Genomic DNA, 24440 nt, shown 5'->3' on the forward strand with positions numbered 1-24440 from the left:
GGTGCTGCGCCGGATCGGCGCCCGTCGCTCGCGAGCGGTTGCCCTCCGTCGCCGAACGGCCCGTTCTGCGCCGACGGGTCACACCGGGTGAACCACCCGGCGCGGTGTGTTGTCCGCATGGCTCCGGAACCCGGGTGGCCGCCGGTTCCGCCGGGCACACCCTTCACACTGGTGCCGAAAGGGGTCGATGCACGTGAAGACATTCGACGGGCTGTTCGCCGAGCTGCAGACGAAGGCCCGGGAACGGCCGCCCGGTTCGGGCACCGTCGCCGCACTCGACGCCGGGGTGCACGCTCAGGGCAAGAAGGTCCTCGAGGAGGCGGGCGAGGTGTGGCTCGCGGCCGAGTACCAGGGCGACGACCAGCTGGCCGAGGAGATCTCACAGCTGCTCTACCGGCTGCAGGTGATCATGATCCAGCGCGGGATCGCCCTCGAGGACGTCTACAAGCACCTCTAGGGCGCCCTCCCCGTACGACCGCACGTTACGACGATTCCAGGAGAGCGTCATGCTCCGCGTGGCACTGCCCAACAAGGGGACGCTGGCCGAGCCCGCCGCCACGATGATGCGTGAGGCCGGGTACCGCCAGCGGACCGACTCGCGCGATCTCAGCGTGGTCGACGAGGAGAACGAGATCGAGTTCTTCTACCTCCGGCCCAAGGACATCGCGACCTACGTCGGCAAGGGCGACCTGCACCTGGGCGTCACCGGTTTCGACCTGATGGAGGAGTCCGGCAGCCAGACCCAGGAGCTGCTCGCGCTGGGCTTCGGGCGCTCCCGATTCCACTTCGCCGCCCCCGCCGACAGCAACTGGAAGCTCGAGGACCTCGACGGCCGCAAGATCGCCACCTCGTACCCGCGGCTGGTCCGGTCGTTCCTGTCCGGCAAGCGGATCGGCGCCGAGATCGTGAAGCTCGACGGCGCCGTGGAGATCTCCATACAGCTCGGCCTGGCCGACGCGATCGCCGACGTCGTCTCCTCCGGGCGCACCCTGCGCCAGCACGGATTGCAGGTCATCGGAGAGCCGATCGCGACCTCGCAGGCCACCCTGATCGAGCGCGAGAAGCGCCCGGACCGGGTCGAGAACAGCGAGACCACCACCGTCAAGCGGGTGTTCGCCGACCGCCTGCAGGGCGTCGTGCTGGCCCGCGAGTACCTGATGATGGACTTCGACTGCCCCGAGTCGCTGCTGCCCGACGTCGAGAAGGTGGCCCCCGGGTTGCAGGCACCGACCGTGTCCCCCCTGCGCAAGGCCGGCTGGGTCGCCGTCCGCACGATGGTCCCGGCCAAGGACACCAACCGGGTCATGGACACCCTCGCCCGGATCGGCGCGACCGCGATCCTGACCTCGGAGATCCGCAGCTGCCGCGCCATGTCGGTGAACGGGCACGGCACCGGCTGACCCCGCACCGGGCCGGTCGGCCCGCGCCCGGTGGGCCGCCGGCCTCGTCCCGGCCGGGTCAGCGTGCGCGGACCGTGAGCGCCTGCGCGATCCGGCCCACGTGCCCGTGCACGTCGAACAGGGTGGCCGAGCAGGTGCCGAGCCCGTCCGGCCCGACGACGGTCGCGGCGTCGGCGCCGAACCACTCGCCCTCCGGCGCACGGTGCAGGTGCACGGTCAGCTCGGTGTTGACGAACAGCCATTCCCGCACGTCCAGCGGAGCAGCCAGGCCGTTGGCGCAGTCCGCGGCGACCATCAGCCGCTCCAACGGGTCCGGCTCCTCGCCGTCGACGAGCGGCACCCGCATCCGGATCCAGCCGCGGCCCGGCCCGCGGCTGTCGAGGGCGCCGCCGTCCAGCCACGACCATTCGACGGCGTCCAGGAAGCCGGGTAGCCAGCCCTCGGGCCGGTCGAGCCCGATCGTCCCGGAGCCGGGACCGGGCATCGGATCGGCCACCCCCTGCGTGACCGCGGAGGTGTCCCCGGCCGCGAGCCGCCACGCCCTGGCGCGCAGGACGTCGCGGTCACCGGCCCGCATCGTCGCCGACAGCAGCTCGATCGTGCGCCCGGGCCGCTCGACCTGTGCGGTCACCGTGATCGGGCCGGCGGGCACCGCGCCGAGCACCTCGACGGTGACCCGGGCCAGCCGGCGGGGTGCACCGTCGCGTGCGGGCAGCCGGCGCATCGCGCGGGTGAGCAGGGCCGACGGCGGGCCCATGTGCTGGGCGTCGGCGAACCAGGGCCCGGTGGTCGAGGACGTGGCATCGAAGCGGGACTCGAAGTCGGCCGCGCCGGCCCGCTCGTCGCACGGACGGTAGAAGGGGTCCACGACGTGATCATGCCTCGCCGGCGGGTACGGCCGGGCCGGCGGGCCACCCCGGGTAGGGGGGTGGGGCACCGCCCCGGGCGGGACAGCCGGTCCACCGCGCGGAAGCGGTACAGCAGCGGGCAGCGCCGGAAGTCCGCCGCGCGCGACGGCGAGGGCGCCGGGGCCCGGCGGAGCATCCCCGGCCCGCCCGGCGGCGCCGCACCGTCCGGCGGCGGGAGGTCGCTCGCTGCGGCGGTCACGGGCGGAGGTCGACCCGGCCACCCGACACACCCGGTGATCCGCCCCGACCCCGGCTCCCGGTCCGCGCGTCGGCGTGGATAGCGTCGTCGCCCGTGCCCGATCCCGTTCCGACCGACAGCGCAGCCACCAGCACCGCCGAGGGCCCCGACGTCACGGCCGGCCCCGCCGACCAGGAGGGCCCGGACAGCACGCCGGAGCCCCGCCGCCGGGGCGGCCCCTTCGTCGCGGGCGACCGGGTCCAGCTGACCGACCCGAAGGGCCGGCACTACACGGTGGTGCTGGAGAAGGGCGGCGCCTACCACACGCACCGCGGACAGATCTCCCACGACGACCTGATCGGTGCCCCCGAGGGCAGCCTGGTCCGTTCCGCGGCGAACACCCCCTACCTGGCGCTGCGACCACGGCTGGCCGACTACGTGCTGTCGATGCCGCGCGGGGCCCAGGTGATCTACCCGAAGGACTCCGCGCAGATCCTCATGTGGGGCGACGTGTTCCCCGGTGCGCGGGTGCTGGAGGCCGGCGCCGGTTCCGGTGCGCTCACCTGCTCGCTGCTGCAGGCGGTCGGCCCGACCGGCCGGGTGATCTCCTACGAGGTGCGCGAGGACCACGCCCCGCACGCCGTGCAGAACGTCGAGACGTTCTTCGGGCACCGCCCCCCGCACTGGGACCTCACTGTCGGTGACGTCCGCGAGCACCGGGGCGAGGTGGACCGCGTCGTGCTGGACATGCTCTCCCCGTGGGAGGTGCTCGACACGGTCCGCGACAGCCTGGTCCCCGGTGGCGTCCTGGTCGGGTACGTGGCGACCACCACGCAGCTCTCCGTCCTGACGGAACACTTGCGCGACATGCAGTGCTGGACCGAGCCGGAGGCGTGGGAGGCGATGGTCCGGCCGTGGCACGTGGTCGGCCTGGCGGTCCGTCCGGAGCACCGGATGATCGCCCACACCGCCTTCCTGGTGACCTCGCGGCGGCTGGCGGACGGGGTCACCCCACCTCGACAGCAGCGCCGTCCGACGGGACGCTGACACAGCCGTACGGTCCTTGCTGTTGGACCGTACGGGTGTACCGCCGAGGGGCGGCGCGCCCGGCGTGGAACAAGAACTTCACAAAGTCCCATCCGTGTGGACGTGGCGGTGACGAGCGGGAAGCCGCAGAGTGACGTCATGGTGCCGATCGGCTGAGGCCCGGATCACCGGTTCGACGCACCGCCGCGGTGTCCCCGCCCGGGGTACCGTGGTTGAACGGAACACGGAGGGAGGCTGCCGTGAACCACCCCTACGACGACGGTCCCGGCAGGCATGATGTCCAGGCCGGTCGTGACCACGGTCCGGCTGAGGCCGCAGAGCACATCCGGTATCTCGAGAACGAGATCGCGACGCTGCGTCAGCGGCTGACCGAGACCCCCAGGCACGCCCGGGTGCTGGAACAGCGTCTGGCCGAGACCACCAGCAGACTCTCCGCACTGAACGCCCGCAACGAGAAGCTCACCGAGACCCTCAAGGAGGCTCGGGGGCAGCTCGTGGCGCTCCGCGAGGAGGTCGACCGGCTGGCCCAGCCACCGTCCGGCTACGGCGTCTTCCTGGCCCGCTACGACGACGACACGGTGGACGTGTTCACCTCCGGTCGCCGGATGCGGGTCCCGGTGTCGCCCGCGGTCGAGGCGAGCGAGCTGCGCAGCGGCCAGTCGGTGCGGCTCAACGAGGCGCTCACCGTGGTCGAGGCGATGGGCTTCGAGCAGGTCGGCGACCTCTACTCGTTGCGCGAGATCGTCTCCAAGCCCGGTGCCGACGGTTCGGCCGGCCGTGGCCTGGTGATCGGGCACTCGGACGAGGAGCGGGTGGTCTGGCTCGCCGCGCCGCTGTTCGACCTCGGCCAGGAGGAGGGCACCAGCCCGCTCAAGGCCGGGGACCACCTGATGGTCGACACGCGGGCGGGCTACGCCTACGAGCGGGTCGCCAAGGCCGAGGTCGAGGACCTCGTCCTGGAGGAGGTCCCGGACATCTCCTACTCCGACATCGGTGGCCTGTCCCGGCAGATCGAGCAGATCCAGGACGCGGTGGAGCTGCCGTTCCTGCACACCGAGCTGTTCACCGAGTACGAGCTGCGCCCGCCGAAGGGGGTGCTGCTCTACGGCCCGCCCGGCTGCGGCAAGACGCTGATCGCCAAGGCGGTCGCCAACTCGCTGGCGAAGAAGATCGCCAAGCAGCGCGGTGACGACCCGGACGAGGGGCGGGCGTTCTTCCTCAACATCAAGGGCCCGGAGCTGCTCAACAAGTTCGTCGGCGAGACCGAGCGGCACATCCGGCTGATCTTCCAGCGGGCGCGGGAGAAGGCCAGCGCCGGCACCCCGGTGATCGTGTTCTTCGACGAGATGGACTCGATCTTCCGCACCCGCGGCTCGGGTGTCTCCTCCGACGTCGAGACGACGATCGTCCCCCAGCTCCTCGCCGAGATCGACGGCGTCGAGGGCCTGGAGAACGTGATCGTGATCGGCGCCTCGAACCGCGAGGACATGATCGACCCGGCGATCCTGCGGCCGGGCCGGCTCGACGTCAAGATCAAGATCGAGCGTCCGGACGCCGAGGGCGCACGGGACATCTTCTCCAAGTACCTCACCGAGACGCTGCCCATCCACGCCGACGACGTCGCCGAGTTCGGCGGCAGCCGCAAGGCCTGCGTGGACGGGATGATCCAGCGGATCACCGAGCGGATGTACGACGAGTCCGAGGAGAACCGGTTCCTAGAGGTCACCTACGCCAACGGTGACAAGGAGACCCTCTACTTCAAGGACTTCAACTCCGGCGCGATGATCCAGAACATCGTCGACCGGGCGAAGAAGTCCGCGATCAAGTCGGTGCTCGAGTCCGGCCAGCCGGGCCTGCGGGTCCAGCACCTGCTGGACGCGATCGTCGACGAGTTCGCCGAGAACGAGGACCTCCCCAACACCACGAACCCGGACGACTGGGCCCGGATCTCGGGCAAGAAGGGCGAGCGGATCGTCTACATCCGCACGCTGGTCACCGGGAAGAACGAGGCCACCGGCCGCGCGATCGACACCGCGTCGAACACCGGCCAGTACCTGTAGCACGCTCGTCGAGGGGGCCCCGCCGCGCACGCCGCGACGGGGCCCCCTCGACGTGTGCCGGGGTCGCCCGAGGAGCTGTCCGATCCGTTCACGACCGCCGGGGCCCGCGCCCCCTAGCCTGCGCCGTGTGACTGACGAGACGATCGGCGCCGAGCCGGACATGATCGGGATCCTGGTGACGGACATGGCCCGCTCGGTGGCCTTCTACCGGTTGCTGGGGCTGTCGTTCCCCGAGGGGGCCGAGTCCGCCCCGCACGTGGAGACGACCCTGCGCGGCGGCCTGCGGCTCGCGCTGGACCTGCAGTCGATGGTCGAGCAGTTCCACCCCGGTGCCGCCCCGGGCGGGGAGGGCCGGATGACCCTGGCGTTCCGGCTGCCGTCGGCCGCCGCGGTCGACCAGGCGTGGACGCGGCTGACCGATGCCGGGCACGGGAGCGTGCTGGAGCCCTTCGACGCGCCATGGGGTCAGCGCTACGCCACGATCCGCGACCCCGACGGCACGCCGCTGGATCTGTTCGCCTGGACCGAGGGCCGGGGCTGACTCCGCCGGCCCCGGCGGTGCGCACGGGTCCCGCCGCGTGCCACGGCCTGCGCGGGCCGGCAGCGGCCGTCCGGTCAGCGCTGCACGGTCGTGGCCGGTCGTACGGCCATCTCGCCGGGGGTGATCCCGGCCAGGGAGCGGACCTCCCGGGACAGATGTGGTTGGTCGGCGTACCCGGTGCGGGCGGCCACCTCGGCCGGGGACACCCCGTCGAACAGCAGCGCGCCGGCCGCGCGGAAGCGCAGCACCCGGCGGGCGACGGAGGGTCCGTACCCCAGCGTCGCGACGCAGCGCCGGTGCAGGGTCCGGGAGGTCACGCCGAGGCGGTCGGCGAGCTCGGCGACCGGCATCCCACGCCCGAGCGCCCGCACGGCGGCCGCCGGCAGCGGATGCAGCGGAAGCCGTCGAGCACCCAGCTCCGGCCAGGCGACCGCGGGTGGTGCGGGGACGCCGAGCAGGGCGTCCTGGACGGTCCGCAGGTACCGCTCCACGAGCCCGGCGTCGGGGCCGCGGGGGAGGAGGTCGGTGAGGGGTACTCGTCGGTCCCGCAGCGCGTCGGCCGGGACGCCCAGGAGCGGGGGGAGCGCACCGGGGCGGAAGCGCAGGCCGGTGGTGGTCGTGCCCGCTGCCGAGCGGGCGAGGTGTGCGGCCGTGTCCGGCCCGGCGACGACGACCCGGTCGTCGAGCAGGATCAGGTCCATGCAGCCGTCGGGCAGCACCCGCTGCTCGTGCGGGACGTCGGTGTGTGCCTGCCAGGCGCACTCCAGCGCGCCCGCGAGCGGCCCCGCGGCGGCGGCTTCCCGGTATCCCACGGGATCGAGCCTACGACGCACCGGAGCCCCGGTCCGCGAGGCGCGGACCGGGGCTCCCGGGTGCGGGGGGACTCAGGCGGCCCGCAGGACGGCCTGGATCTCCAGCTCGACGTTCACCTTCTCGCTCACCACGACGCCGCCGCCGTCCATCGGCATCGCGATGTCGACGCCGAAGTCGGAACGGTTGATGGTGGTGGTGGCGGTGAAGCCGGCGCGGGTGCCGCCGTAGGCGTCCGGGCCGAACCCGTTCACCTCGAGCGCCAGCTCGACCGGCTTCGTGACACCCTTGATGGTGAGGTCACCCTTCAGCACCAGGTCGTCGCCCTTGGCGACGACGCCGGTGGAGGTGAAGGTCCACGTCGGGTACTTCTCCACCTCGAAGAAGTCGGCCGACTTGATGTGGCCGTCGCGCTGCTCGTTGCCGGTGTTGATGGAGGTGGCGTCGATGGTCGCGGTGACGCTCGAGTCCTCGATCGACTCTCCGGTGACGATCTCGCCGGACACCTTCTCGAACCGGCCGCGGACCTTGCTGACCATCATGTGCCGGACGATGAACGACACGTCACTGTGCACCGGGTCGATGTCCCACGTGCCGGCCACGTAATTGGGAATGCTGGTCATGGGGAACGCCTCCAGTGGTTCGGGACTGACGGATACCGAGATACTGCTTGAACTCTCAGTTGTTGAGAGCGATACTAGGGTTAACAAGATGAGCGCTCAACCATTCCGGAGGGTGACGTGGAGCACACGCGCTGGCTCGACGAGGACGAGCAGCGGACCTGGCGGGCCTTCCTGGTGGCGCAGCGCCTCGTGCTGGACCGCATCGAGCGCCGCCTGCAGTCCAACGCAGGGATGCCGCAGGCGTACTACGAGATCCTGGCGCGGCTCTCCGAGGCACCCGGCCGAACCCTGCGGATGAGCGTGCTCGCGGAGTCGTCGTGGTCCTCGCGCAGCCGCCTGTCGCACGCGGTGGCCCGGATGGAGGAGACCGGCTGGATCGTCCGACGGTCCTGTCCTACCGACCGCCGGGGCCAGCTGGCCGAGCTGACCGAGGAGGGATTCGCGGCGCTGCGCGCCGCGGCGCCCGACCACGTGGAGAGCGTGCGGGAGACGATTTTCGACGGGCTCTCGCCGGCCCAGCAGGCCGGGCTGCGCGAGGCCTGCGAGAAGCTGGTGGAGCACCTGTCGGGAACCGGCCGGTGGCCGGTGATCCGCGACTCAGGACCGGACGGCCCCGGCGCGGCACGCGCGTCCTAGGCTGGGCGCATGCCTCATTTCGACGTCGTCGTGCTCGGAGCCGGACCCGGCGGATACGTGGCGGCCATTCGTGCCGCCCAGCTCGGCCGCAGTGTGGCGGTGATCGAGGAGAAGTACTGGGGCGGGGTGTGCCTGAACGTCGGCTGCATCCCGTCGAAGGCGCTGCTGCGCAACGCCGAGATCGCGCACATCGTCACCAAGGAGCAGAAGACCTTCGGGCTCTCCGGTGACGTGACGCTCGACTTCGGCGCCGCCTTCGACCGCAGCCGGACCGTCGCGGACGGCCGGGTCAAGGGCGTGCACTTCCTGATGAAGAAGAACAAGATCACTGAGATCGACGGGTTCGGCCGCTTCACCAAGCCGGGCGAGATCGAGGTCGACCTGTCGAAGGGCGGTTCGGAGACCGTCACCTACGACGACGTGATCATCGCGTCCGGCTCCACGGTCAAGCTCCTGCCGGGCACCGAGCTGTCCGAGCGGGTCGTGACCTACGAGGAGCAGATCCTCACCCGCGAGCTGCCGGGCAGCGTCGTCATCGCCGGCGCCGGTGCGATCGGCGTCGAGTTCGCCTACGTGCTGGCCAACTACGGCGTCGACGTCACCGTCGTCGAGTACCTGGACCGGCTGCTCCCGCTGGAGGACGCCGACGTGTCCAAGGAGCTGCTCAAGCGCTACAAGAAGCTGGGCGTGACCGTCCGCACCTCCACCAAGGTGGAGTCGATCTCCGACGACGGCACGGGCGTCACCGTCACGGTCTCCGATGCCAAGGGCACCGAGGAGCTGCGCGCCGACAAGGTCGTCCAGGCCATCGGCTTCGCCCCCCGGGTGGACGGCTTCGGCCTCGACAAGCTGGGCGTCGAGCTGACCGAGCGGGGCGCCATCGCGATCGACGACCGGATGCGGACCAACGTCGAGCACGTCTACGCGATCGGCGACGTCACCGCGAAGCTGATGCTCGCGCACGTGGCCGAGGCCCAGGGAGTCGTGGCCGCGGAGACCCTCGCCGGTGCCGAGACCCAGGAGCTCGACTACAAGATGATGCCGCGCGCGACGTTCTGCTCGCCGCAGGTCGCCAGCTTCGGGTACACGCAGGCCGAGGCCGAGCAGCTCGCCGACGAGAAGGGCTGGAAGGTCAAGGTCGCCCAGTTCCCGTACACGGCGAACGGCAAGGCGCAGGGCATGGCCGAGCCGAACGGCTTCGTCAAGCTGATCTCCGACGACACCCACGGCGAGCTGCTGGGCGGGCACATCATCGGCGCCGAGGCCACCGAGCTGCTGCCCGAGCTGACGCTGGCCCAGAAGTGGGACCTGACCGTCCACGAGATGGCCCGCAACGTGCACGCCCACCCGACCCTGTCGGAGGGCCTGCAGGAGGCGATCCACGGCCTGGCCGGCCACATGATCAACCTCTGATCCCGTCACGTCCCCGGGCCCGCCCCCGTCGGGGTGCGGGCCCGGACGCGTTCCGGGCAGCCGTCGCCGGCGCCGCTCGGGGAGTCGTCGAGCCGCTCCGCGGGTGGTGGTCGGCCCTACCGCTCCGTGGGGGCGGCGGTCGCGAGACCGCTCAGCCGTGGTGGTGTCCCGTCGGTCGCTCAGCGGCCGCGTTCCGGCTCGCGGCCCGCGCTGTGCTCACGCCGGCTCGCCGGCCGGTCGGCATTGCGCTTCTCGTGGCGGTCGGCGACCAGCGCGGCCTCCACCGCGGCCTGCACCGCCGCGGTGTTGACGTCGGGATCGATCAGCCGGGCGGCGGCGAGGGACCGGGCCGAGACCGAGATGCTGACCATGCGGAACTCCAGAGTGCTGCGTGGGTGTGGTGGTCGGTCGGGGAGGCCCCACGCTGGGCCCTCCCCGTCGTGTCGTCGCGCGACCCGCCGGGTGTTAACCGATCCAGGAACCCGTGTGGGTGATCTGGGTTACGTCCTGATGAACGCGCAGGCCGCGGAACCCTAACCGACGTCCCCGTCGAGCCAGCGGCGGGTGATCCAGAGCCCGTCGGGCACCCAGGGGTACTCCGGTGAGCCGAGCCGGGCCCGCAGCTCGTCGAAGCTCCACCAGCCGCCCTCGGCGACCTCGGAGGGCTGGTGGGCCACCGGGCCGTCCCAGAACGCCCGGTACAGATGAACGTGTGCGCGCAGACCGGCCGGTCCGGTGCCGGGGCCGGTGTCGATGCCCAGCGCCCGGGCGTCGAACCGGAGCACGCCCAGCGGTGCCAGGGGCACCCCGCTCACCCCCAGCTCCTCGGCCAGTTCGCGGGCCGCTCCCGCGTCGGGCTGCTCGCCCGCGCCCAGCACGCCACCGGCGAAGGCGTCCCACCGGCCCGGCATGACCAGCTTGGTGTCGGTGCGCCGATGCACGTACACCCGCTCGCCGTCGCCGCTGAGCAGGGCGACCGCGGTGCTGGCGTGCCACCACGACCTCGCGTAGACGGTGCCCCGCGCGGCGACACCGGTCGGGCGGCCCGTGGCGTCGAACACGGTGATCTGTTCCAGTGCGGGATCGGTCACGTCCCCGATCGTCGCGGGAGCGGTGACCCGCCGCGCGGCGGGGTCGCGCGGCGCCCGAAGGCGGTTAGGCTCGGGTGATGCAGTCTCGTGCAGGGAGCGGGTCGTGACGGCGCGGCGGATCATGGGCACCGAGGTCGAGTACGGCATCGCTGTGCCGGGTGACCCGACGGCCAACCCGGTGGTGACCTCGACCCAGGTGGTGCTGGCCTACGCGGCCGCGGCGGACGTGCCGCGCAACCGGCGGGCCCGCTGGGACTACGAGGTCGAGTCCCCGCTGCGCGACGCCCGTGGCTTCGACCTCTCCTCGCCCTCGCTGGCACCCCAGCTCGACACCGACCTCGACGACCTCGGTGCGGCCAACGTCATCCTGACCAACGGCGCGCGGTTCTACGTCGACCATGCGCACCCTGAGTTCTCCACGCCGGAGGTGCTGACCCCGCGCGACGTGGTGATCTGGGACAAGGCCGGCGAGCGGATCATGCTGGAGGCGGCGAACCGCGCGGCGACCGTGCCCGGCGCGCCCCGGATGCAGCTCTACAAGAACAACGTCGACGGCAAGGGCGCCAGTTACGGTTCGCACGAGAACTACCTGATGTCGCGGTCGACGACGTTCCCGTCGATCGTCACCGGGCTGACCCCGTTCTTCGTGTCCCGCCAGGTGGTGTGCGGCTCCGGGCGGGTCGGGCTGGGCCAGCAGGGCGACGAGCCCGGTTACCAGCTGGCCCAGCGCTCGGACTACATCGAGGTCGAGGTCGGCCTGGAGACCACGCTCAAGCGCGGGATCATCAACACCCGCGACGAGCCGCACGCCGACGCCGACAAGTACCGCAGGCTGCACGTCATCATCGGCGACGCGAACCTGTCCGAGGTCGCGACCCTGCTGAAGGTCGGCACCACCGCGCTGGTGCTCGACATGATCGAGCACGGCCGCTCGTTCGAGGACCTGCGCCTGGCCGAGCCGGTGAAGTCGGTCTCCCGGATCAGCCACGACCCGACCCTGCGCCAGACGGTCCCGCTGGCCGACGGCCGTCAGCTGACCGGTCTCGACCTGCAGGAGGAGTACCTCACGCGGGTGGTCGCCCACCTGGAGGAGACCGTCGGGAGCCGGCGCGAGGACTGGGACCCCGACACCCGGGAGGTCGTCGACGAGTGGGAGTCAGTGCTCACCGACCTGTCCCGCGACCCGATGCTCACCGCGGACCGCCTGGACTGGACGGCGAAGCTCAAGCTGCTCGAGGCCTACCGCGAGCGGGACGGCCTGACCTGGGCGTCCGGCCGGCTCGGCATGGTCGACCTGCAGTACTCCGACGTCCGGCTGGCCAAGGGCCTCTACAACCGCCTGGTGACCAGGGGATCGATGCGCAGGCTGGTGTCGGAGGAGCAGGTCATGGCGGCGATGACCGAGCCGCCGGAGGACACCCGGGCCTACTTCCGAGGCACCTGCATGAGCCGCTACCCGGTGGAGGTGGCCGCCGCCTCCTGGGACTCGGTGATCTTCGACCTGGGGCGCGAGTCGCTGGTGCGGATCCCGACACTGGAGCCGCTGCGGGGGACGCGCAAGCACGTCGGCGAGCTGTTCGAGTCGGTCTCCAGCGCGGCGGAGCTGGTGGACAAGCTCACGGCGCACTGACACGCACCGCGGTGCAACAGGCGATTTTGTCGGGGCCGGTCGGTAGGGTGAGCGGGTACCGGATGCCCTCCGGCGCACACCGCCGGTGGTCGAGGCGGTGGCGGCGGCCGGGCCCGGTGGGTCTCGAACGACTCAGCGCGAGGAGGAGACGTCATGTCGCAGGAGCAGACGAAGCGCCAGGGCGGTGGCGACGGCGACGACGAGTCGGCGGAGGGCGCCTCCGGATCGGGGCAGGAGCGCCGCGAGAAGCTCGGCGAGGACGTGGACACGATCCTCGACGAGATCGACGACGTCCTCGAGGAGAACGCGGAGGACTTCGTCCGGTCCTACGTCCAGAAGGGCGGCGAGTGATCCGACCGCGCCGTGCCGGCTGACCGGCGCGCGTGGGCGCCCCGCCCGCACCCGTACCACCGTCCCGGCCGGGTCCGCACCTGCGGGCCCGGCCGTACCGGACCTCCCGCCGCTCGGCGGGTCGTCCGGCGCACGCAGTTCGAACGAGAGGCACGTACCCGAAGATGGAGTTCCGGCCGTCGGTCGCACCCGGGATCGTCCCCGGGCACCACACAGGTCAGCTCGGCACCTTCCTCACCGGATCGGAGCCGTTCGCCGATTTCGTCGGGGCCTCGGCGCCGCACCTGCTTCCGGGGGCCGGGATCGCCGCGGCGCCCGCACACGGTGCGCACGCCGCCGACACGCTCGGCGTGCCGCACGGCACCACGATCATCGCCCTGACCTACGCCGAGGGCGTGGTCATCGCCGGTGACCGGCGGGCCACGTCGGGCAACGTGATCGCCCAGCGCGACATCGAGAAGGTCTTCGTCACCGACGAGCACTCGGCCGTCGGGATCGCCGGTTCGGCCGGGATCGCCCTCGAGATGGTCCGGCTGTTCAGCGTCGACCTGGAGAACTACGAGAAGCTCGAGGGCGTGCCGCTCTCGCTCGACGGCAAGGCGAACCGGTTGGCCGGGATGGTCCGGCAGAACCTGGGCGCGGCGATGCAGGGCTTCGTCGTGGTCCCGCTGTTCGCCGGGTACGACACCGACGTCGCCGACCCGGCGAAGGCCGGCCGCATCGTCACCTTCGACCCCACCGGCGGGCGCTACGACGAGAACCTCGGCTACCACGCGGTCGGTTCCGGCTCGATCTTCGCCAAGTCGTCGCTGAAGAAGCTGCACGACCCGGGCGCGGACCTCGCCGGTGCGGTGCGGACGGCGATCGAGGCGCTCTACGACGCGGCCGACGACGACACCGCCACCGGCGGGCCGGACACCGTCCGCCGCATCTACCCGGTGGTCGTCGGGATCGACGCCGCGGGAGCGACGCGCCGCGGCGAGGACGAGATCGCTGACGTCGTCGAGCAGGTCATCGCCGGGCGCACCGAGCGCCCGGGCGGTCCCGCCCGCTGATCCGCGTCCCCCGCCGCCCGCACCGTACGAGCCACTGGAGCGCTCCCCATGACGATGCCGTTCTACTCCTCCGTCGACCAGCTGCTGCGCGACCGCTCGGAGCTCGCCCGCAAGGGCATCGCCCGCGGTCGCAGCGTGGTCGTGCTGACCTATGCCGGCGGCGTGCTGTTCGTCGCCGAGAACCGCGGCACCTCGCTGCGGAAGGTCTCCGAGATCTACGACCGGATCGGCTTCGCCGCGGTCGGCCGGTACAACGAGTTCGAGAACCTGCGTACCGGTGGCATCCGGATGGCGGACTTCCGCGGCTTCACCTACGACCGGCGCGACGTGACCGGCCGGATGCTGGCCAACGCCTACGCACAGGCACTGGGCACGGCGTTCGTCGAGCAGCAGAAGCCGTTCGAGGTGGAACTGTGCGTCGCCGAGGTCGGCGAGCGGCCGGATGGCGACCGGCTCTACCGGATCACCTACGACGGTTCGATCACCGACGAGCCGCGGTTCGTGGTGATGGGCGGCCAGACCGAGCCCATCTCGACGAAGCTGAGCGAGACCTACGAGTCCGGCCTGGAGCTGGAGGCGGCGATCGCCGTCGCGCTCGGCGGCCTGCAGGTGCCCGGTGCCGATCCGGCCTCGGGCGGCAACGGCGGTAACGCCCAGCCCCGGATACTCGGCGCGGACGCACTGGAGGTCGCGGTCCTCGACCGGACCCGTGCGCGCCGCACCTTCCGCCGCATCGAGCGCGACGCGCTGGTCGGGTTGCTCCCCGCCGCGAACCGCGGCACCGCGGAGCCGGAGCCGGGGGTCGCCGGTGGGGACGACGCCGCGGCCGCCGAGGGCGCCCTGGACGAGGGTGGCGACTCCTGACCCGCTTCTCCGCCACCACCGAGTCGGACGCGGTCGTCACCGCGGACCGGATGGCCGTGTGGCGGGTGCTGACCGACCCGCGGCTGTTGCCCACGCTCACGCCGCTGCTCAGCCGGATCGATGCGACCGAGGACGACGACGGCATCCGGTGGCGCTGGCACCTCGTGCAGCTCGCCGTCCTCGGGATCGGGATCAAGCCGGTCTTCACCGAACGGATGACCTTCACCGAGGGCAAGCGGATCGAGTTCACCCATGCCCCGCCCCCGGGTGTCTCCGAATGGGCCGGTGCCGAGGGCCACTACGCGCTCGCCGACGCCGAGCCGGAGGCCGACGGCACGCCCGCCACACACCTGGAGATCATGCTCACCCTGGATGTCGACCTGCCGCTGTCGCGGCTGGCCGCGCCGGTGGTGACCCGCACGATGCGGACGACCATGGACATGACCGGCGACCGGTTCTCGGCGAACCTGCTGCGCCACCTGCACGCCACGGAGCGGTGAGCCCGCGGGTTCAGCGTTCCGCGAGCGGGCGCGAGCCGGGATCGACCAGGAACTGGACGCGTTCCATCAGCGCGTTGCGCTTCGTGTTCTGGAACGAGGCGATCCGCCACTGCCCGTCGTCGTCGACCACGGTGTAGGTCTGCACCTTGTCGGGGGTCTGCGGCGAGCTGTCGACGGAATGATTGAGCCATCAACGACGTTGGACGGGACATGAGCGAGATCGAGTTCGGGCTGGACACGTTCGGCGACGTCCCGACGGACGACGACGGCACGCTGTTGTCGCATCCGCGGGCGATCCGGCAGGTGGTCGACGAGGTGGTGCTGGCCGACCAGGCCGGTGTCGACGTCGTCGCGCTCGGGGAGCACCACCGGCCCGAGTACTCGATCTCCAGCCCGGAGACGGTGCTCGCCGGGATCGCGACCCGGACCTCCCGGATCCGGCTGTCCTCGGGCGTCACCGTGCTCAGCTCGGACGATCCGGTGCGGGTGTACCAGCGGTTCGCCACCCTGGACGCGCTCTCCGAGGGCCGGGCCGAGGTGATCGTCGGCCGCGGGTCGTTCACCGAGTCGTTCCCGCTGTTCGGCTACGACATGAGCGACTACGAGGTGCTGTTCGAGGAGAAGCTCGACCTGTTCGTCCGACTGCTCGACGAGAAGCCGGTCACCTGGAGCGGCCATACCCGGGCCGCGCTGAACGGCGCCGAGGTCTACCCGACCACCGGCCGCCGGATCCCGGTGTGGGTCGGGGTCGGCGGCTCCCCGGAATCGGTGGTCCGCACGGCCCGGTACGACCTCGGTCTGATGCTGGCGATCATCGGCGGCCCGCCCGGCCGGTTCGCCCCGTACGTGGACCTCTACCACCGCGCCGTCGAGCAGTTCGGGAACCCGGCCCGCCCGGTCGGCATGCACGCTCCCGGCTTCGTCGCCGAGACCGACGAGGAGGCCCGCGCGGTCTTCTACGGGCCGTACAAGACCCAGATGGACCGCATCGGCGCCCTGCGTGGCTGGCCGCCGCTGGCCAGGGAGCGGTTCGACGCCGAGATCGAGCAGGGGGCGCTGCACGTCGGGTCCCCGGAGACGGTCGCCCGCAAGATCGCGGACTCGGTGCGTGCCGTCGGCGCGCAGCGCTTCGACCTGATCTACACGGTGGGGCCGCAGCCGGTGTCGGCCAGGCTCAAGGCGGTCGAGCTCTACGGAACGCGGGTCATCCCGATGGTGCGCGAGCTGCTGGCCTGATCCCGGGTCCCGATCCCGGGTCCGGGGCGGCGGCGATCGCCCGCCCGGTGGCGACGCGCAGGGCCGCGGCGAGCGCGCGCAACGCCGGCAGGGCGGCATCCTGTTCCCGGGTCGCAAGCACCAGCGACCGTCCGATGGCGGGGGCGCAGGACAGGAACCGCACGCCCTCGGGCGGCGGGGTCACGGCGACCCCGGGCACCACCGCCACGGCCAACCCGGCCCGGACCAGTGCGAGCTGGGTGGCGAAGTCCGCGAACAGGTACCGGATCTCGGGTTCGACGTCGTTCGCCCGCAGCAGCTGGACCAACGCCTCGTAGGGCTCGGTCCCGGCCGGGCTGGAGGCCCACACCTCACCGGCCAGCTCTCCCAGCGGCGCCGGGTCCCGGTCGGCGACCCGGTGCCCCTGCGGCACCGCGAGCAGCACCGGTTCGGTGACCAGGGTCGTCACCCGCACCCCCGGGGGGAGCCGGGCGGGGCGGTGCGTCCAGCTCTCCAGCAGCACCGCGTCGAGGTCGCGCGCGCGCAGTGCGGGCAGCAGGTCGACGACCTCGCCGTCGTGCACGGTCGGGACCAGCCGCGGATGCTCGACCGCCAGCGCACCCAGCACCTCGGGGAACAACGCCCGCAGCGCCGAGGCCACGGAGCCGATCCGCAGCGGGCCGGCCACCTCGTCGTGCAGCGCGGCCAGGTCGCGCTCGGCGTCGGCCACCGCTGCGGCGATCGTGGCGGCGTACCCGGCGAGGACGTGTCCGGCAGCGGTCAGCCGGATGCCCCGGCCGTCCGGCTCGACCAGACGGACACCCGCCTCGCGTTCGAGCCGGCGAAGCTGCTGCGTGACGGCCGGGCCGGTGACGTGCAGCGCCGCCGCGGCCCCACCGACCGAACCGTGTTCGGCGACCACGGCGAACACCCGCAGCCGGTCCCACTCGATCACATGGCGATTCTAATCAGTTCATCTCAAGAACAGTCATTAGATCTTTGTGAATGTGCTGGGGACGCTGGACGGGTGACCGCTCCCGCCGCTCCCCGCCCCGTCTCACCCCGGCTCACCGACCCGCGTGCGGCGGCATCGCTGCTCGCCGGGGCGTCGGTGCTCGCATGGACCGGGATCCTGGTCTCGCTGACCGGCACCGACCCGGCGACCGCGTCGTTCTGGCGGTGCGTGCTCGCGCTGGCCGTGCTGGTGCCGTGGGCGCTCGCCGAGTACCGCCGTCACGGCCCGGTGTCCGCGGCCGCGGCCGGCTGGGCGCTGCTGTCCGGGGTGCTCCTCGGCGCCGACTTCCTGCTCTGGACCCGCTCCGTGCTCGACGCCGGATCCGGCATCGCCAACGTCGTGCTGAACATCCAGGTGCTGGCGCTGCCGCTGATCGCCTTCCTGGTCGCGGGGGAGCGGATGTCGCGCACCCAGCTGCTCGCCGCGCCGGTGCTGCTTCTCGGGATCCTGCTCGCCGGCGGTGTGCTCGGTGCAGGCGTCGGCGGCCCGGCCCCGGTCCGTGGCGCCGTGCTCGGCACGCTCGCCGGTATCGCCTACGCCGGGTTCCTCCACCTGAACCGCCAGGTGTCCCGTCGCAGTCCTCGGCACCTGGTCACCCCGGTCGCGCTGGCGACCGGGGGCGCGGCGGTGACCTGCGGGCTCGTCGGCGTCGGCGGTGGCGGGATCGCGTTCGACCTGCCCGCCGCGAGCTGGGCCTGGCTGATCCTGCTGGCCCTGGCCGGGCAGGTGGTGGCCTGGGTGCTCATCGGGCGCGGGACCGCCGGGATGGCGCCGGGCACGGCCGGCGCGCTGCTCCTGGTGCACCCGATCCTGTCGGTGCTGCTGGGCATGCTGGTGCTCGACGAGCGGCCGACGGCCTGGCAGCTCGCGGGCTGCGCGCTGGTCGTCGTGACGGTCGCGGCGGTGGCCCGCCGGGCCGGGGACCCGGTGCTCCGGCGACCGGACGCGCCGATCACAACACGATGCGCTCGGCCCCGGTGTAGACGTTGCCCGTCTGCCCCCGCAGGAACCCGACCAGGGTGATACCGGCCTCGTCCGCCAGCTCGACGGCCAGCGAGGACGGCGCGGACACCGCGGCCAGCGCGGGCACCCCGGCCATCACCGCCTTCTGCACCAACTCGAACGACGCCCGTCCGGACACCATCAGGACCGTGCCGGCGGCGGGCACCCGGCCGTCCATCAGCATCCGGCCGAGCACCTTGTCGACGGCGTTGTGCCTGCCGACGTCCTCCCGGGCCACCAGGAGCTCACCGGTGGCGTCGAACAGTGCGGCGGCGTGCAGTCCGCCGGTGGAGCCGAACACCTTCTGCCGCTCGCGCAGCCGGTCCGGCAGCTCCAGGAGCACCGTGCGGGGCAGCCGCAGCGGGTCACCGGCGGGGGAGTAGCGGGTCTTGAGCTTCACCGCGTCCAGCGACGCCTTCCCGCACACCCCGCACGACGACGTCGTGTAGAAGTTCCGTTCGAGCGAGACGTCCGGGGGCTCGACGCCGGCGGCGAGGCCGACGTCGAGCACGTTGTAGGTGTTGCGGCCCTGCTCGTCGAGGGAGTCGCAGTAGCGCGCGGTCGACAGGTCGTCGCCGGACCCGATCACACCCTCGGTGAGCAGGAAGCCGTGCGCGAGCTCGACGTCGTGGCCGGGGGTCCGCATGGTGACGGTCAGCGGCGCACCGTCCACCCGGATCTCCAGCGGTTCCTCGGCCACGAGCGTGTCCGGACGCTGCCGGGTGCTGCCGTCGGCGTTGAGCCGCAGTACCGGGCGGCGGACCGTCAACCGTCCCATCTCGTCCTCTCCCTCCGGCGGCGACGGTCGGTCGGTCGGGTCGCAGCCGGACCTCCAGGGTAGGAGCCCGCTCGTAGGATCGCCCGCGTGCGTGGCTACGGAGTACGCCGCAGGGCGGCCGGAATCGTCCTGGCCGGCGGCCGGTCGTCCCGGATGGGCGTGCCGAAGGCCGATCTCGACTGGCACGGCGCCGCGCTGCTGACCCGGACCGTCGCGGCGCTCGCCCGGGCGGTCGACGGCCCGCTGATGGTGGTCCGCGCGGCGGGCCAGCCGCTGCCCGAGCTGCCCGCAGGCACCGAGGTGCTCGACGACCCGGTCCCCGGCCTGGGCCCGCTCCCGGCGATCGGGGTCGGGCTGGCCGCGGTGGCGGACCGGACGCCCGTCGCGTTCGTCGCCTCGACCGACCTGCCGCTGCTGCATCCGGCGTTCGCCGCACGCGTGGTGGATCTGCTGGGCAGCCACGACGTCGCGCTGCCGGTGGCGCACGGCCACCACCAGCCCCTGGCGGCCGCCTACCGGGCCGCACTGTCCCCGGTGATCGCGGAGCTGACCGCCGCCGGGGAGGGACGGCCGCCCTCGCTGTTCGACCGGGTCGACGTGCGACGCATCGACGAGCAGGCGCTGCGCTCCGATCCGCTGCTCGCCCGGCTCGATCCGGCCCTGGACTCCCTGGTCAACGTGAACACGCCCGAGGAGTACGCGGCCGCGCTGCGCCGTCCGCACCCGGCGGTGAAGCTGCATCGTGACGGTCGCACGACGACGGCACGGGCCTCGACGGTGGGCATGCTGGCCGGGCCCCTCGTCGCGGCGGGGGAGACGGTCGCCCCCGACGGACCGCTCCCGGCCTGGTTCCCGCTGGTCACCGGGGACGAGCTCCGGGCGGGGTGAGAGACACGGGCGACGCGGAGTCCCGATCCGGGCCCGCCGGTCGGGCTGGATCCACCGGTGCCGGGTCGGTGGTGGCCGCAGGCAGCTCCAACACGGCCGTCAGGAACCCGGTGAGCGCCCGCCCGACGTGGTCGACCACCGCCTCCTGCGGATCGAAGCCCCACCACAGGAGCGTCCCCTGCCAGTAGGTCGCCACGATCTCCCCGATGCCCGGGGGAGCCCCCGGGGCCCCGGCCAGGCAGCGGTCCAGCTCCGTGGTGAGCAGGCCGCGCCACGCCGCGCCCCGCTTGCGGACCTCGGGATCGAGCAGGTCCTCGCGCAGCACCAGCAGGGCCTCGGCGTAGCTGTCGATCCCGCCGTACTGCTCGGAGAGCCCGGACAGGAAGGCGACCGCGCCCGCGGGGGTCGGCTCGGCCGCGGCGCCGAGCTCGCGGGTGCGTCGCTCGAGCCGGTCCCAGGCGTGCAGCAACGCGCTGCGCAGCAGGTCCGCCTTGGTGCCGAAACGTTGCACCAGGGTCGCCGGGGCGAGCCCGCTCGCCGCCGCCAGTGCGGCGAAGGTGAGTGCTTGCGGTCCGCGCGCATGCATCAGGGCCAGCGCGTGGTCCAGCACCTCGGAATCGGGCAACAGCTTGTGGCGGGGCACCGCGGTACCGTATATAAACGAGCATTCAGTTATCAAGGTGGGCGCCGAGGAGGACCGATGACACTCACCGGGCGGATCGCGCTGGTCGCCGGGGCCACCCGCGGAGCGGGCCGTGGCATCGCCGTCGAGCTGGGTGCGCTGGGGGCGACCGTGTACTGCACCGGCCGGACCACCAGTGACCACCGCTCCGAGTACGGCCGCCCGGAGACGATCGAGGACACCGCCGATCGCGTCACCGCGGCCGGCGGCACCGGCATCGCGGCCCCCACCGACCATCTGGACCCGGACGCGGTCGCCGCGCTGGTGGGCCGGATCGAAGCCGAACACGGTCGGCTCGACATCCTGGTCAACGACATCTGGGGCGGCGAGCTGATGGTCGAGTGGGACGTCCCGGTCTGGCAGCACGACCTGGCGAACGGGCTGCACACCCTGCGGCTGGCGATCGACACCCACCTGATCACCGCACACCATGCGCTGCGGCTCCTCTCGCGCACCCCGGGCGGGCTGGTCGTCGAGGTGACCGACGGCACGGCGGACTACAACGCCGCGAACTACCGGCTCAACGTGTACTACGACCTGGCCAAGGTCACCCCGATCCGGCTCGCCCGCTCCTGGGCGCACGAGCTGCGCGACTACGGCGGCACCGCCGTCGCCGTCACCCCGGGCTGGCTACGGTCGGAGATCATGCTGGAGCACTTCGGCGTCACCGAGGAGACCTGGCGGGACGCCCTGGACCGGATCCCGCACTTCGCGATCTCGGAGACGCCGCGGTTCGTTGGCCGGGGCATCGCCGCGCTGGCCGCCGATCCCGACCGGCACCGGTGGAACGCTCGCTCCACCTCCTCCGGCGAGCTGGGGCGCGAGTACCGGGTGGACGACCTCGACGGGTCCCGCCCGGACGCATGGCGTTACGTGGTGGAGGTGCAGGACGCGGGCCGGCCTGCCGACACGACCGGGTACCGCTGACATCTCCGACTGATACCTCCGGCCGGCACCCGAGGTTGCCGGCCCCGCTGCGCGCGGGCCCCGCTGCACGCAGGCCGCGGGGCCGGGGTGCGGCCGCATGGTGCCGTGCTGCTCAGAACGGCGCCTCCGCGGTGTTCGTCGCGAGCCGGGTGGCGAGCCCCGGATCACGCATCAACTCCAGCACGCCCGGCCCCCGGCGGCCCTGTGCGTTCGTCGGGCGGACCGGACCGACCGGGGACGGCCCGGCGACGTGGACGTGCCCGGACGGGGTGCTCCACTCGACGCCCCCGTCCGCTCGCAGGACGACCTTCCACCCCGGCGAGTGTTTGAGCCGGTGATGGCTCCGGCACAGCGGTCGCAGGTTCCCGGCGCTGGTCGGCCCGGTCCCGGACGTGGCGTCGAACGGGACGACGTGGTCGAGGTCGCAGCGGTGGGCAGGCATCCGGCATCCGGGGTGTACACACGTTCCGTGCTCGGAGCGGACGAGCTCGGTCAGGGCGGCCCCCGGGCGGTATGCGGTGGTGCTGCGCTCGACGACCCGCCCGGTCGCCGGATCGGTCAGCAGCCGGAACCACACGCTGCCCGGCAGGAACGCGAGTGCCCGCGCGTCCGCGATCGGGATCGGACCGTGTCCGGCCAGCTCGGCGGTGGCACCGGCCTCGCCGCCGGCCCCGGTGTCCCCGACGCCGAGCAGGGAGTCCGCCGGGACCGTCACGTTGATCCGCACCGAGACCGAGTTGCGGGTGAAGGGGCTGCCGCCGGGAGGGGCGGGAGCCACACCGGGGACGGCCGGCCGGTCGGTGCGGGCGGCCCCGGCATCACCGTTGCCGGCCGCGCCGGACTCGGTCGCCACCACGGTGCCCTCGCTCGCCAGGCAGGTGCCGTGCAGGACCAGGTCGGTGAGCGCGTCGCCCGCCGCTGGTCCATCGTGCGGACGTCGCTGCGCGGGCACTGACGGGCATGCTCGTCGACGACCGCGAGGATCCCGGTGGCAGCCGCAGCCGGTAGGAACGCCCGCAGGGTCGCCATACCGTCCGGTTCCGCCTGGACCACCACCGCTCGGGTGCGGGCCGCCCGGCCCCGGCGCCGGACGGGCACCTCCCGGTCCTCGAGCCCCACGAGGAACCGCTGGATCGCGGCACCGAGCTGAGCGGTGGTCTGGGTGGGCGCCTGCGGCAGCACCGCCCGCTGCAGGCCGCTCACCTGCTCCGGGGTCAGCCCGGACGTGCCGTCCAGAATTTTCCTGATCTTGGGGACGGTGAGCTGCCCGGTACGGGCGAGTGTGGCGGTCGGGACCATCTGCGGATCGTCGTGCAGCAGTCGGGCCCGTTCGAGCCTGGTGAGCATTCCGGCACCGGTCAGGTGCAGCATGAGCTGGATCTCGGCCGCCGCGGCCCGGCCGGCGTGACCGACGGTGTCGAAGACCCCGGGCGGGCCCGACCGCGGGTCGTGATCGGCCAGCCGGGCCGCCATCGCGGCCTCGGCACCGGTCACGAAGGCGGCGATCTCGGCCTCCTGCAGGACCTGCAGCCGGTTGATGATCCGCTCGAACGCGCCGATCCGCTCGACCCGACCGGCGCCGCCCGCACCGGGGTCGGGAGGCTGCTCCAGGGCCGCCATCAGCGAGCTGTCGGGTTCGTGCTCGGACCACCGTATCGATACCGGACCACCGGTCACCCCCGCAGCAGGATCTGCGTCGGGCCCGGTCACCGCATCACGTTCGAACATGTGGTCGATGATGACGGAGGGGGCCGACAGTTCGGGGAGCGATCTGGCCCCCTGTGGACAACTCTCCGGAGGACCACCCGGTCGGACCAGCCGCGGGTGGTGGCGCGGTGGCCTGGCCGGGTCGGTGACCGAGGTACCCGGGCCGGTGGGAGAGCACGGCACCGTCCCCGGACAGTGCCGTGGGGCGACGGTGTGTTCACGGACGGCGGTGTGCCCCTGGGCCGGCGGTGTCCACGGGCTGTGCTGGTCAGGGCCGGCGCCGGTCGAGGTGGTGCCGATCGGGGGTGGCACCGGTCAGGGCGGTGCCGGTCGGGGTGGTGCTGATCAGGGACAGTGCCGATCAGGGGCGGTGCCGATCAGGGGCGGCGGCGGAGCACGTGCAGATCCACCCCGTCCGGCAGCGGCCGGGTCCGCACGGTCCACCGGTCCCTGTTCCCGGCCAGCCAGCGTGGTGTCTCCGGGCGACCCGGATCGGTCAGCCACACCGCGGCCCGCCTGCTGGTCACCCGGGGCAGCAACGCGGTGAGGGCGTCGGCCGCGGCCACGCCGTAGAGCACGTCCGAGGCGAGCACCAGGTCCCAGCGCGCTGCGTCGAGCAGCGGGTCCCGCCCGTCGAACGAGGCCGCGATCGCCTCGACCCGCAATCCGCAGCGTCGCGCGTTCGCCGCGGCCCACGCGACCGCGGACGGGGACCGGTCGGTCGCGACCACCGGCGCCGCCCCGGCCCGGGCGGCGGTCAGCGACGGCAGCCCCAGCCCGCAGCCCAGCTCCAACACCCGGCGTCCGGCCAGCCGGGCCGGGCCGGCCCGGTCGACGACGGCGGCAAGGGCCCGGCCGGAGGGCCACAGCCGGGCCCAGTGCGGCGGGCACAGCTCCTCGACGCCCTCGGCGAGGGTGAGCGACTCGAAGGCGACCGCGTCCGGGTCGGCGGGGCGCAGGATCGTCAGCGGACCCCGCGGCAGCTCGATCCGTTCCAGCACCGCGGGGCCGGTCGGCCCACGCGGACCGTCGTGGGAGCGGGACACTCCCTCGGCACCCGGCCCGTCCTCCGAGTCCGGCCCGTTGTCCGAGTCCGGCCCGCTGGCGGAATCCGGCACG

At 72.8% G+C, this 24440-nt stretch carries 28 protein-coding genes and 1 pseudogene; 16 read left to right on the top strand and 13 right to left on the bottom strand.

Features of this window, described 5'->3' with window-relative positions:
• The first annotated feature begins 193 nt into the window (after window positions 1–193).
• Both AB0J24_RS01195 and hisG read left to right on the top strand, forming a co-directional pair.
• Entirely contained in the window at window positions 194–457 is a 264-nt protein-coding gene (locus AB0J24_RS01195) for a phosphoribosyl-ATP diphosphatase (protein ID WP_358674341.1), read from the top strand.
• A 49-nt stretch (window positions 458–506) separates the two neighbouring features.
• Window positions 507–1400, top strand: a complete 894-nt coding sequence (hisG, locus tag AB0J24_RS01200) for an ATP phosphoribosyltransferase (RefSeq protein WP_358673541.1) — start codon at window positions 507–509, stop codon at window positions 1398–1400.
• Between the two features lie 58 nt (window positions 1401–1458).
• Here hisG and AB0J24_RS01205 read toward each other — a convergent pair whose 3' ends face one another.
• Window positions 1459–2268, bottom strand: coding sequence for a thioesterase family protein (locus AB0J24_RS01205; protein WP_358673544.1), 810 nt, complete (start codon window positions 2266–2268; stop codon window positions 1459–1461).
• 83 nt (window positions 2269–2351) lie between these two features.
• Window positions 2352–2444 (bottom strand): annotated as a pseudogene (locus tag AB0J24_RS01210) (recombinase RecB); the annotation flags it as partial.
• A gap of 156 nt (window positions 2445–2600) precedes the next feature.
• On the opposite strand from AB0J24_RS01210, the gene AB0J24_RS01215 reads away from it, so the two are divergent.
• The 3 genes from AB0J24_RS01215 (at window position 2601) to AB0J24_RS01225 (ending at window position 6134) form a co-directional block, all read left to right on the top strand.
• The gene (locus AB0J24_RS01215; protein WP_358673547.1) at window positions 2601–3533 is read left to right on the top strand and encodes a tRNA (adenine-N1)-methyltransferase; all 933 of its coding nucleotides are present in this window, start codon (window positions 2601–2603) and stop codon (window positions 3531–3533) included.
• Between the two features lie 323 nt (window positions 3534–3856).
• Window positions 3857–5593 (top strand): proteasome ATPase, encoded by a 1737-nt coding sequence (arc, locus tag AB0J24_RS01220; RefSeq protein WP_358674344.1) that lies wholly within the window; start codon window positions 3857–3859, stop codon window positions 5591–5593.
• Window positions 5594–5720: 127 nt separating this feature from the next.
• Window positions 5721–6134 (top strand): VOC family protein, encoded by a 414-nt coding sequence (locus AB0J24_RS01225; protein WP_358673550.1) that lies wholly within the window; start codon window positions 5721–5723, stop codon window positions 6132–6134.
• Between the two features lie 74 nt (window positions 6135–6208).
• Here the strand turns inward: AB0J24_RS01225 and AB0J24_RS01230 are convergent, their stop codons facing one another.
• Both AB0J24_RS01230 and AB0J24_RS01235 read right to left on the bottom strand, forming a co-directional pair.
• The gene (locus tag AB0J24_RS01230) at window positions 6209–6946 is read right to left on the bottom strand and encodes a helix-turn-helix domain-containing protein (RefSeq protein WP_358673553.1); all 738 of its coding nucleotides are present in this window, start codon (window positions 6944–6946) and stop codon (window positions 6209–6211) included.
• Window positions 6947–7018: 72 nt separating this feature from the next.
• Window positions 7019–7567 (bottom strand): YceI family protein, encoded by a 549-nt coding sequence (locus AB0J24_RS01235; protein ID WP_358673556.1) that lies wholly within the window; start codon window positions 7565–7567, stop codon window positions 7019–7021.
• Window positions 7568–7684: 117 nt separating this feature from the next.
• Between AB0J24_RS01235 and AB0J24_RS01240 the strand changes: the two genes are divergently transcribed.
• Together AB0J24_RS01240 and lpdA are read left to right on the top strand one after the other, a co-directional pair.
• Window positions 7685–8203 carry a MarR family transcriptional regulator gene (locus AB0J24_RS01240; RefSeq protein WP_358673559.1) on the top strand — a complete coding sequence of 173 codons (519 nt, stop codon included), beginning with the start codon at window positions 7685–7687 and terminating at the stop codon, window positions 8201–8203.
• 9 nt (window positions 8204–8212) lie between these two features.
• Window positions 8213–9616 (top strand): dihydrolipoyl dehydrogenase, encoded by a 1404-nt coding sequence (gene lpdA / locus AB0J24_RS01245; protein ID WP_358673562.1) that lies wholly within the window; start codon window positions 8213–8215, stop codon window positions 9614–9616.
• Between the two features lie 179 nt (window positions 9617–9795).
• Here lpdA and AB0J24_RS01250 read toward each other — a convergent pair whose 3' ends face one another.
• Together AB0J24_RS01250 and AB0J24_RS01255 are read right to left on the bottom strand one after the other, a co-directional pair.
• Complete coding sequence (locus AB0J24_RS01250) at window positions 9796–9987, bottom strand: hypothetical protein (RefSeq protein ID WP_358673564.1); 192 nt, start codon at window positions 9985–9987, stop codon at window positions 9796–9798.
• Between the two features lie 162 nt (window positions 9988–10149).
• On the bottom strand, window positions 10150–10707 hold the full coding sequence (locus AB0J24_RS01255) for an NUDIX domain-containing protein (protein ID WP_358673567.1): 558 nt from the start codon (window positions 10705–10707) through the stop codon (window positions 10150–10152).
• Window positions 10708–10828: 121 nt separating this feature from the next.
• On the opposite strand from AB0J24_RS01255, the gene dop reads away from it, so the two are divergent.
• The 5 genes from dop (at window position 10829) to AB0J24_RS01280 (ending at window position 15107) form a co-directional block, all read left to right on the top strand.
• The gene (dop, locus tag AB0J24_RS01260; protein WP_358674347.1) at window positions 10829–12337 is read left to right on the top strand and encodes a depupylase/deamidase Dop; all 1509 of its coding nucleotides are present in this window, start codon (window positions 10829–10831) and stop codon (window positions 12335–12337) included.
• Window positions 12338–12490: 153 nt separating this feature from the next.
• Window positions 12491–12688: a ubiquitin-like protein Pup gene (locus AB0J24_RS01265; RefSeq protein WP_085912278.1), complete on the top strand. Its 198-nt coding sequence runs from the start codon at window positions 12491–12493 to the stop codon at window positions 12686–12688.
• A gap of 164 nt (window positions 12689–12852) precedes the next feature.
• On the top strand, window positions 12853–13743 hold the full coding sequence (gene prcB / locus AB0J24_RS01270) for a proteasome subunit beta (protein WP_358673570.1): 891 nt from the start codon (window positions 12853–12855) through the stop codon (window positions 13741–13743).
• A 48-nt stretch (window positions 13744–13791) separates the two neighbouring features.
• Complete coding sequence (gene prcA / locus AB0J24_RS01275; RefSeq protein WP_358673573.1) at window positions 13792–14607, top strand: proteasome subunit alpha; 816 nt, start codon at window positions 13792–13794, stop codon at window positions 14605–14607.
• A gap of 50 nt (window positions 14608–14657) precedes the next feature.
• Complete coding sequence (locus AB0J24_RS01280; RefSeq protein WP_358673576.1) at window positions 14658–15107, top strand: hypothetical protein; 450 nt, start codon at window positions 14658–14660, stop codon at window positions 15105–15107.
• A gap of 10 nt (window positions 15108–15117) precedes the next feature.
• Here AB0J24_RS01280 and AB0J24_RS01285 read toward each other — a convergent pair whose 3' ends face one another.
• On the bottom strand, window positions 15118–15252 hold the full coding sequence (locus tag AB0J24_RS01285) for a hypothetical protein (RefSeq protein WP_358673579.1): 135 nt from the start codon (window positions 15250–15252) through the stop codon (window positions 15118–15120).
• Window positions 15253–15317: 65 nt separating this feature from the next.
• Between AB0J24_RS01285 and AB0J24_RS01290 the strand changes: the two genes are divergently transcribed.
• Window positions 15318–16343, top strand: a complete 1026-nt coding sequence (locus tag AB0J24_RS01290; RefSeq protein ID WP_358673582.1) for an LLM class flavin-dependent oxidoreductase — start codon at window positions 15318–15320, stop codon at window positions 16341–16343.
• Here the strand turns inward: AB0J24_RS01290 and AB0J24_RS01295 are convergent.
• A complete protein-coding gene (locus AB0J24_RS01295) occupies window positions 16312–17277 on the bottom strand; it encodes a LysR family transcriptional regulator (protein WP_358673584.1) in 966 nt (321 codons plus the stop codon). The two genes, AB0J24_RS01290 and AB0J24_RS01295, sit on opposite strands and share 32 nt — an antisense overlap.
• A 72-nt stretch (window positions 17278–17349) precedes the next feature.
• Here AB0J24_RS01295 and AB0J24_RS01300 point away from each other — a divergent pair, with 72 nt between their 5' ends.
• Window positions 17350–18360 (top strand): DMT family transporter, encoded by a 1011-nt coding sequence (locus AB0J24_RS01300; protein WP_358673587.1) that lies wholly within the window; start codon window positions 17350–17352, stop codon window positions 18358–18360.
• On the opposite strand, the gene fdhD is transcribed toward AB0J24_RS01300, so the two are convergent.
• Window positions 18290–19117, bottom strand: coding sequence for a formate dehydrogenase accessory sulfurtransferase FdhD (fdhD, locus tag AB0J24_RS01305; RefSeq protein WP_358673590.1), 828 nt, complete (start codon window positions 19115–19117; stop codon window positions 18290–18292). The two genes, AB0J24_RS01300 and fdhD, sit on opposite strands and share 71 nt — an antisense overlap.
• A gap of 87 nt (window positions 19118–19204) precedes the next feature.
• On the opposite strand from fdhD, the gene AB0J24_RS01310 reads away from it, so the two are divergent.
• Window positions 19205–20005 (top strand): molybdenum cofactor guanylyltransferase, encoded by an 801-nt coding sequence (locus AB0J24_RS01310; protein ID WP_358673593.1) that lies wholly within the window; start codon window positions 19205–19207, stop codon window positions 20003–20005.
• On the opposite strand, the gene AB0J24_RS01315 is transcribed toward AB0J24_RS01310, so the two are convergent.
• The gene (locus AB0J24_RS01315) at window positions 19977–20648 is read right to left on the bottom strand and encodes a TetR family transcriptional regulator (RefSeq protein ID WP_358673596.1); all 672 of its coding nucleotides are present in this window, start codon (window positions 20646–20648) and stop codon (window positions 19977–19979) included. The two genes, AB0J24_RS01310 and AB0J24_RS01315, sit on opposite strands and share 29 nt — an antisense overlap.
• A 57-nt stretch (window positions 20649–20705) precedes the next feature.
• On the opposite strand from AB0J24_RS01315, the gene AB0J24_RS01320 reads away from it, so the two are divergent.
• Window positions 20706–21614: an SDR family oxidoreductase gene (locus AB0J24_RS01320; protein WP_358673599.1), complete on the top strand. Its 909-nt coding sequence runs from the start codon at window positions 20706–20708 to the stop codon at window positions 21612–21614.
• 112 nt (window positions 21615–21726) lie between these two features.
• Here AB0J24_RS01320 and AB0J24_RS01325 read toward each other — a convergent pair whose 3' ends face one another.
• The 3 genes from AB0J24_RS01325 to AB0J24_RS01335 all read right to left on the bottom strand — a co-directional run bounded on the left by AB0J24_RS01325 (window position 21727) and on the right by AB0J24_RS01335 (window position 24439).
• The gene (locus AB0J24_RS01325) at window positions 21727–22329 is read right to left on the bottom strand and encodes an HNH endonuclease signature motif containing protein (protein ID WP_358673602.1); all 603 of its coding nucleotides are present in this window, start codon (window positions 22327–22329) and stop codon (window positions 21727–21729) included.
• On the bottom strand, window positions 22326–23234 hold the full coding sequence (locus tag AB0J24_RS01330) for a DUF222 domain-containing protein (protein WP_358673605.1): 909 nt from the start codon (window positions 23232–23234) through the stop codon (window positions 22326–22328). Before AB0J24_RS01330 ends, AB0J24_RS01325 begins: the two co-directional genes overlap by 4 nt.
• Window positions 23235–23698: 464 nt before the next feature.
• On the bottom strand, window positions 23699–24439 hold the full coding sequence (locus AB0J24_RS01335; protein ID WP_358673608.1) for a methyltransferase domain-containing protein: 741 nt from the start codon (window positions 24437–24439) through the stop codon (window positions 23699–23701).
• Window position 24440 lies beyond the last annotated feature (1 nt).

This window comes from Pseudonocardia sp. NPDC049635, from assembly GCF_040659795.1.
Classification (GTDB): Bacteria; Actinomycetota; Actinomycetes; order Mycobacteriales; family Pseudonocardiaceae; genus Pseudonocardia.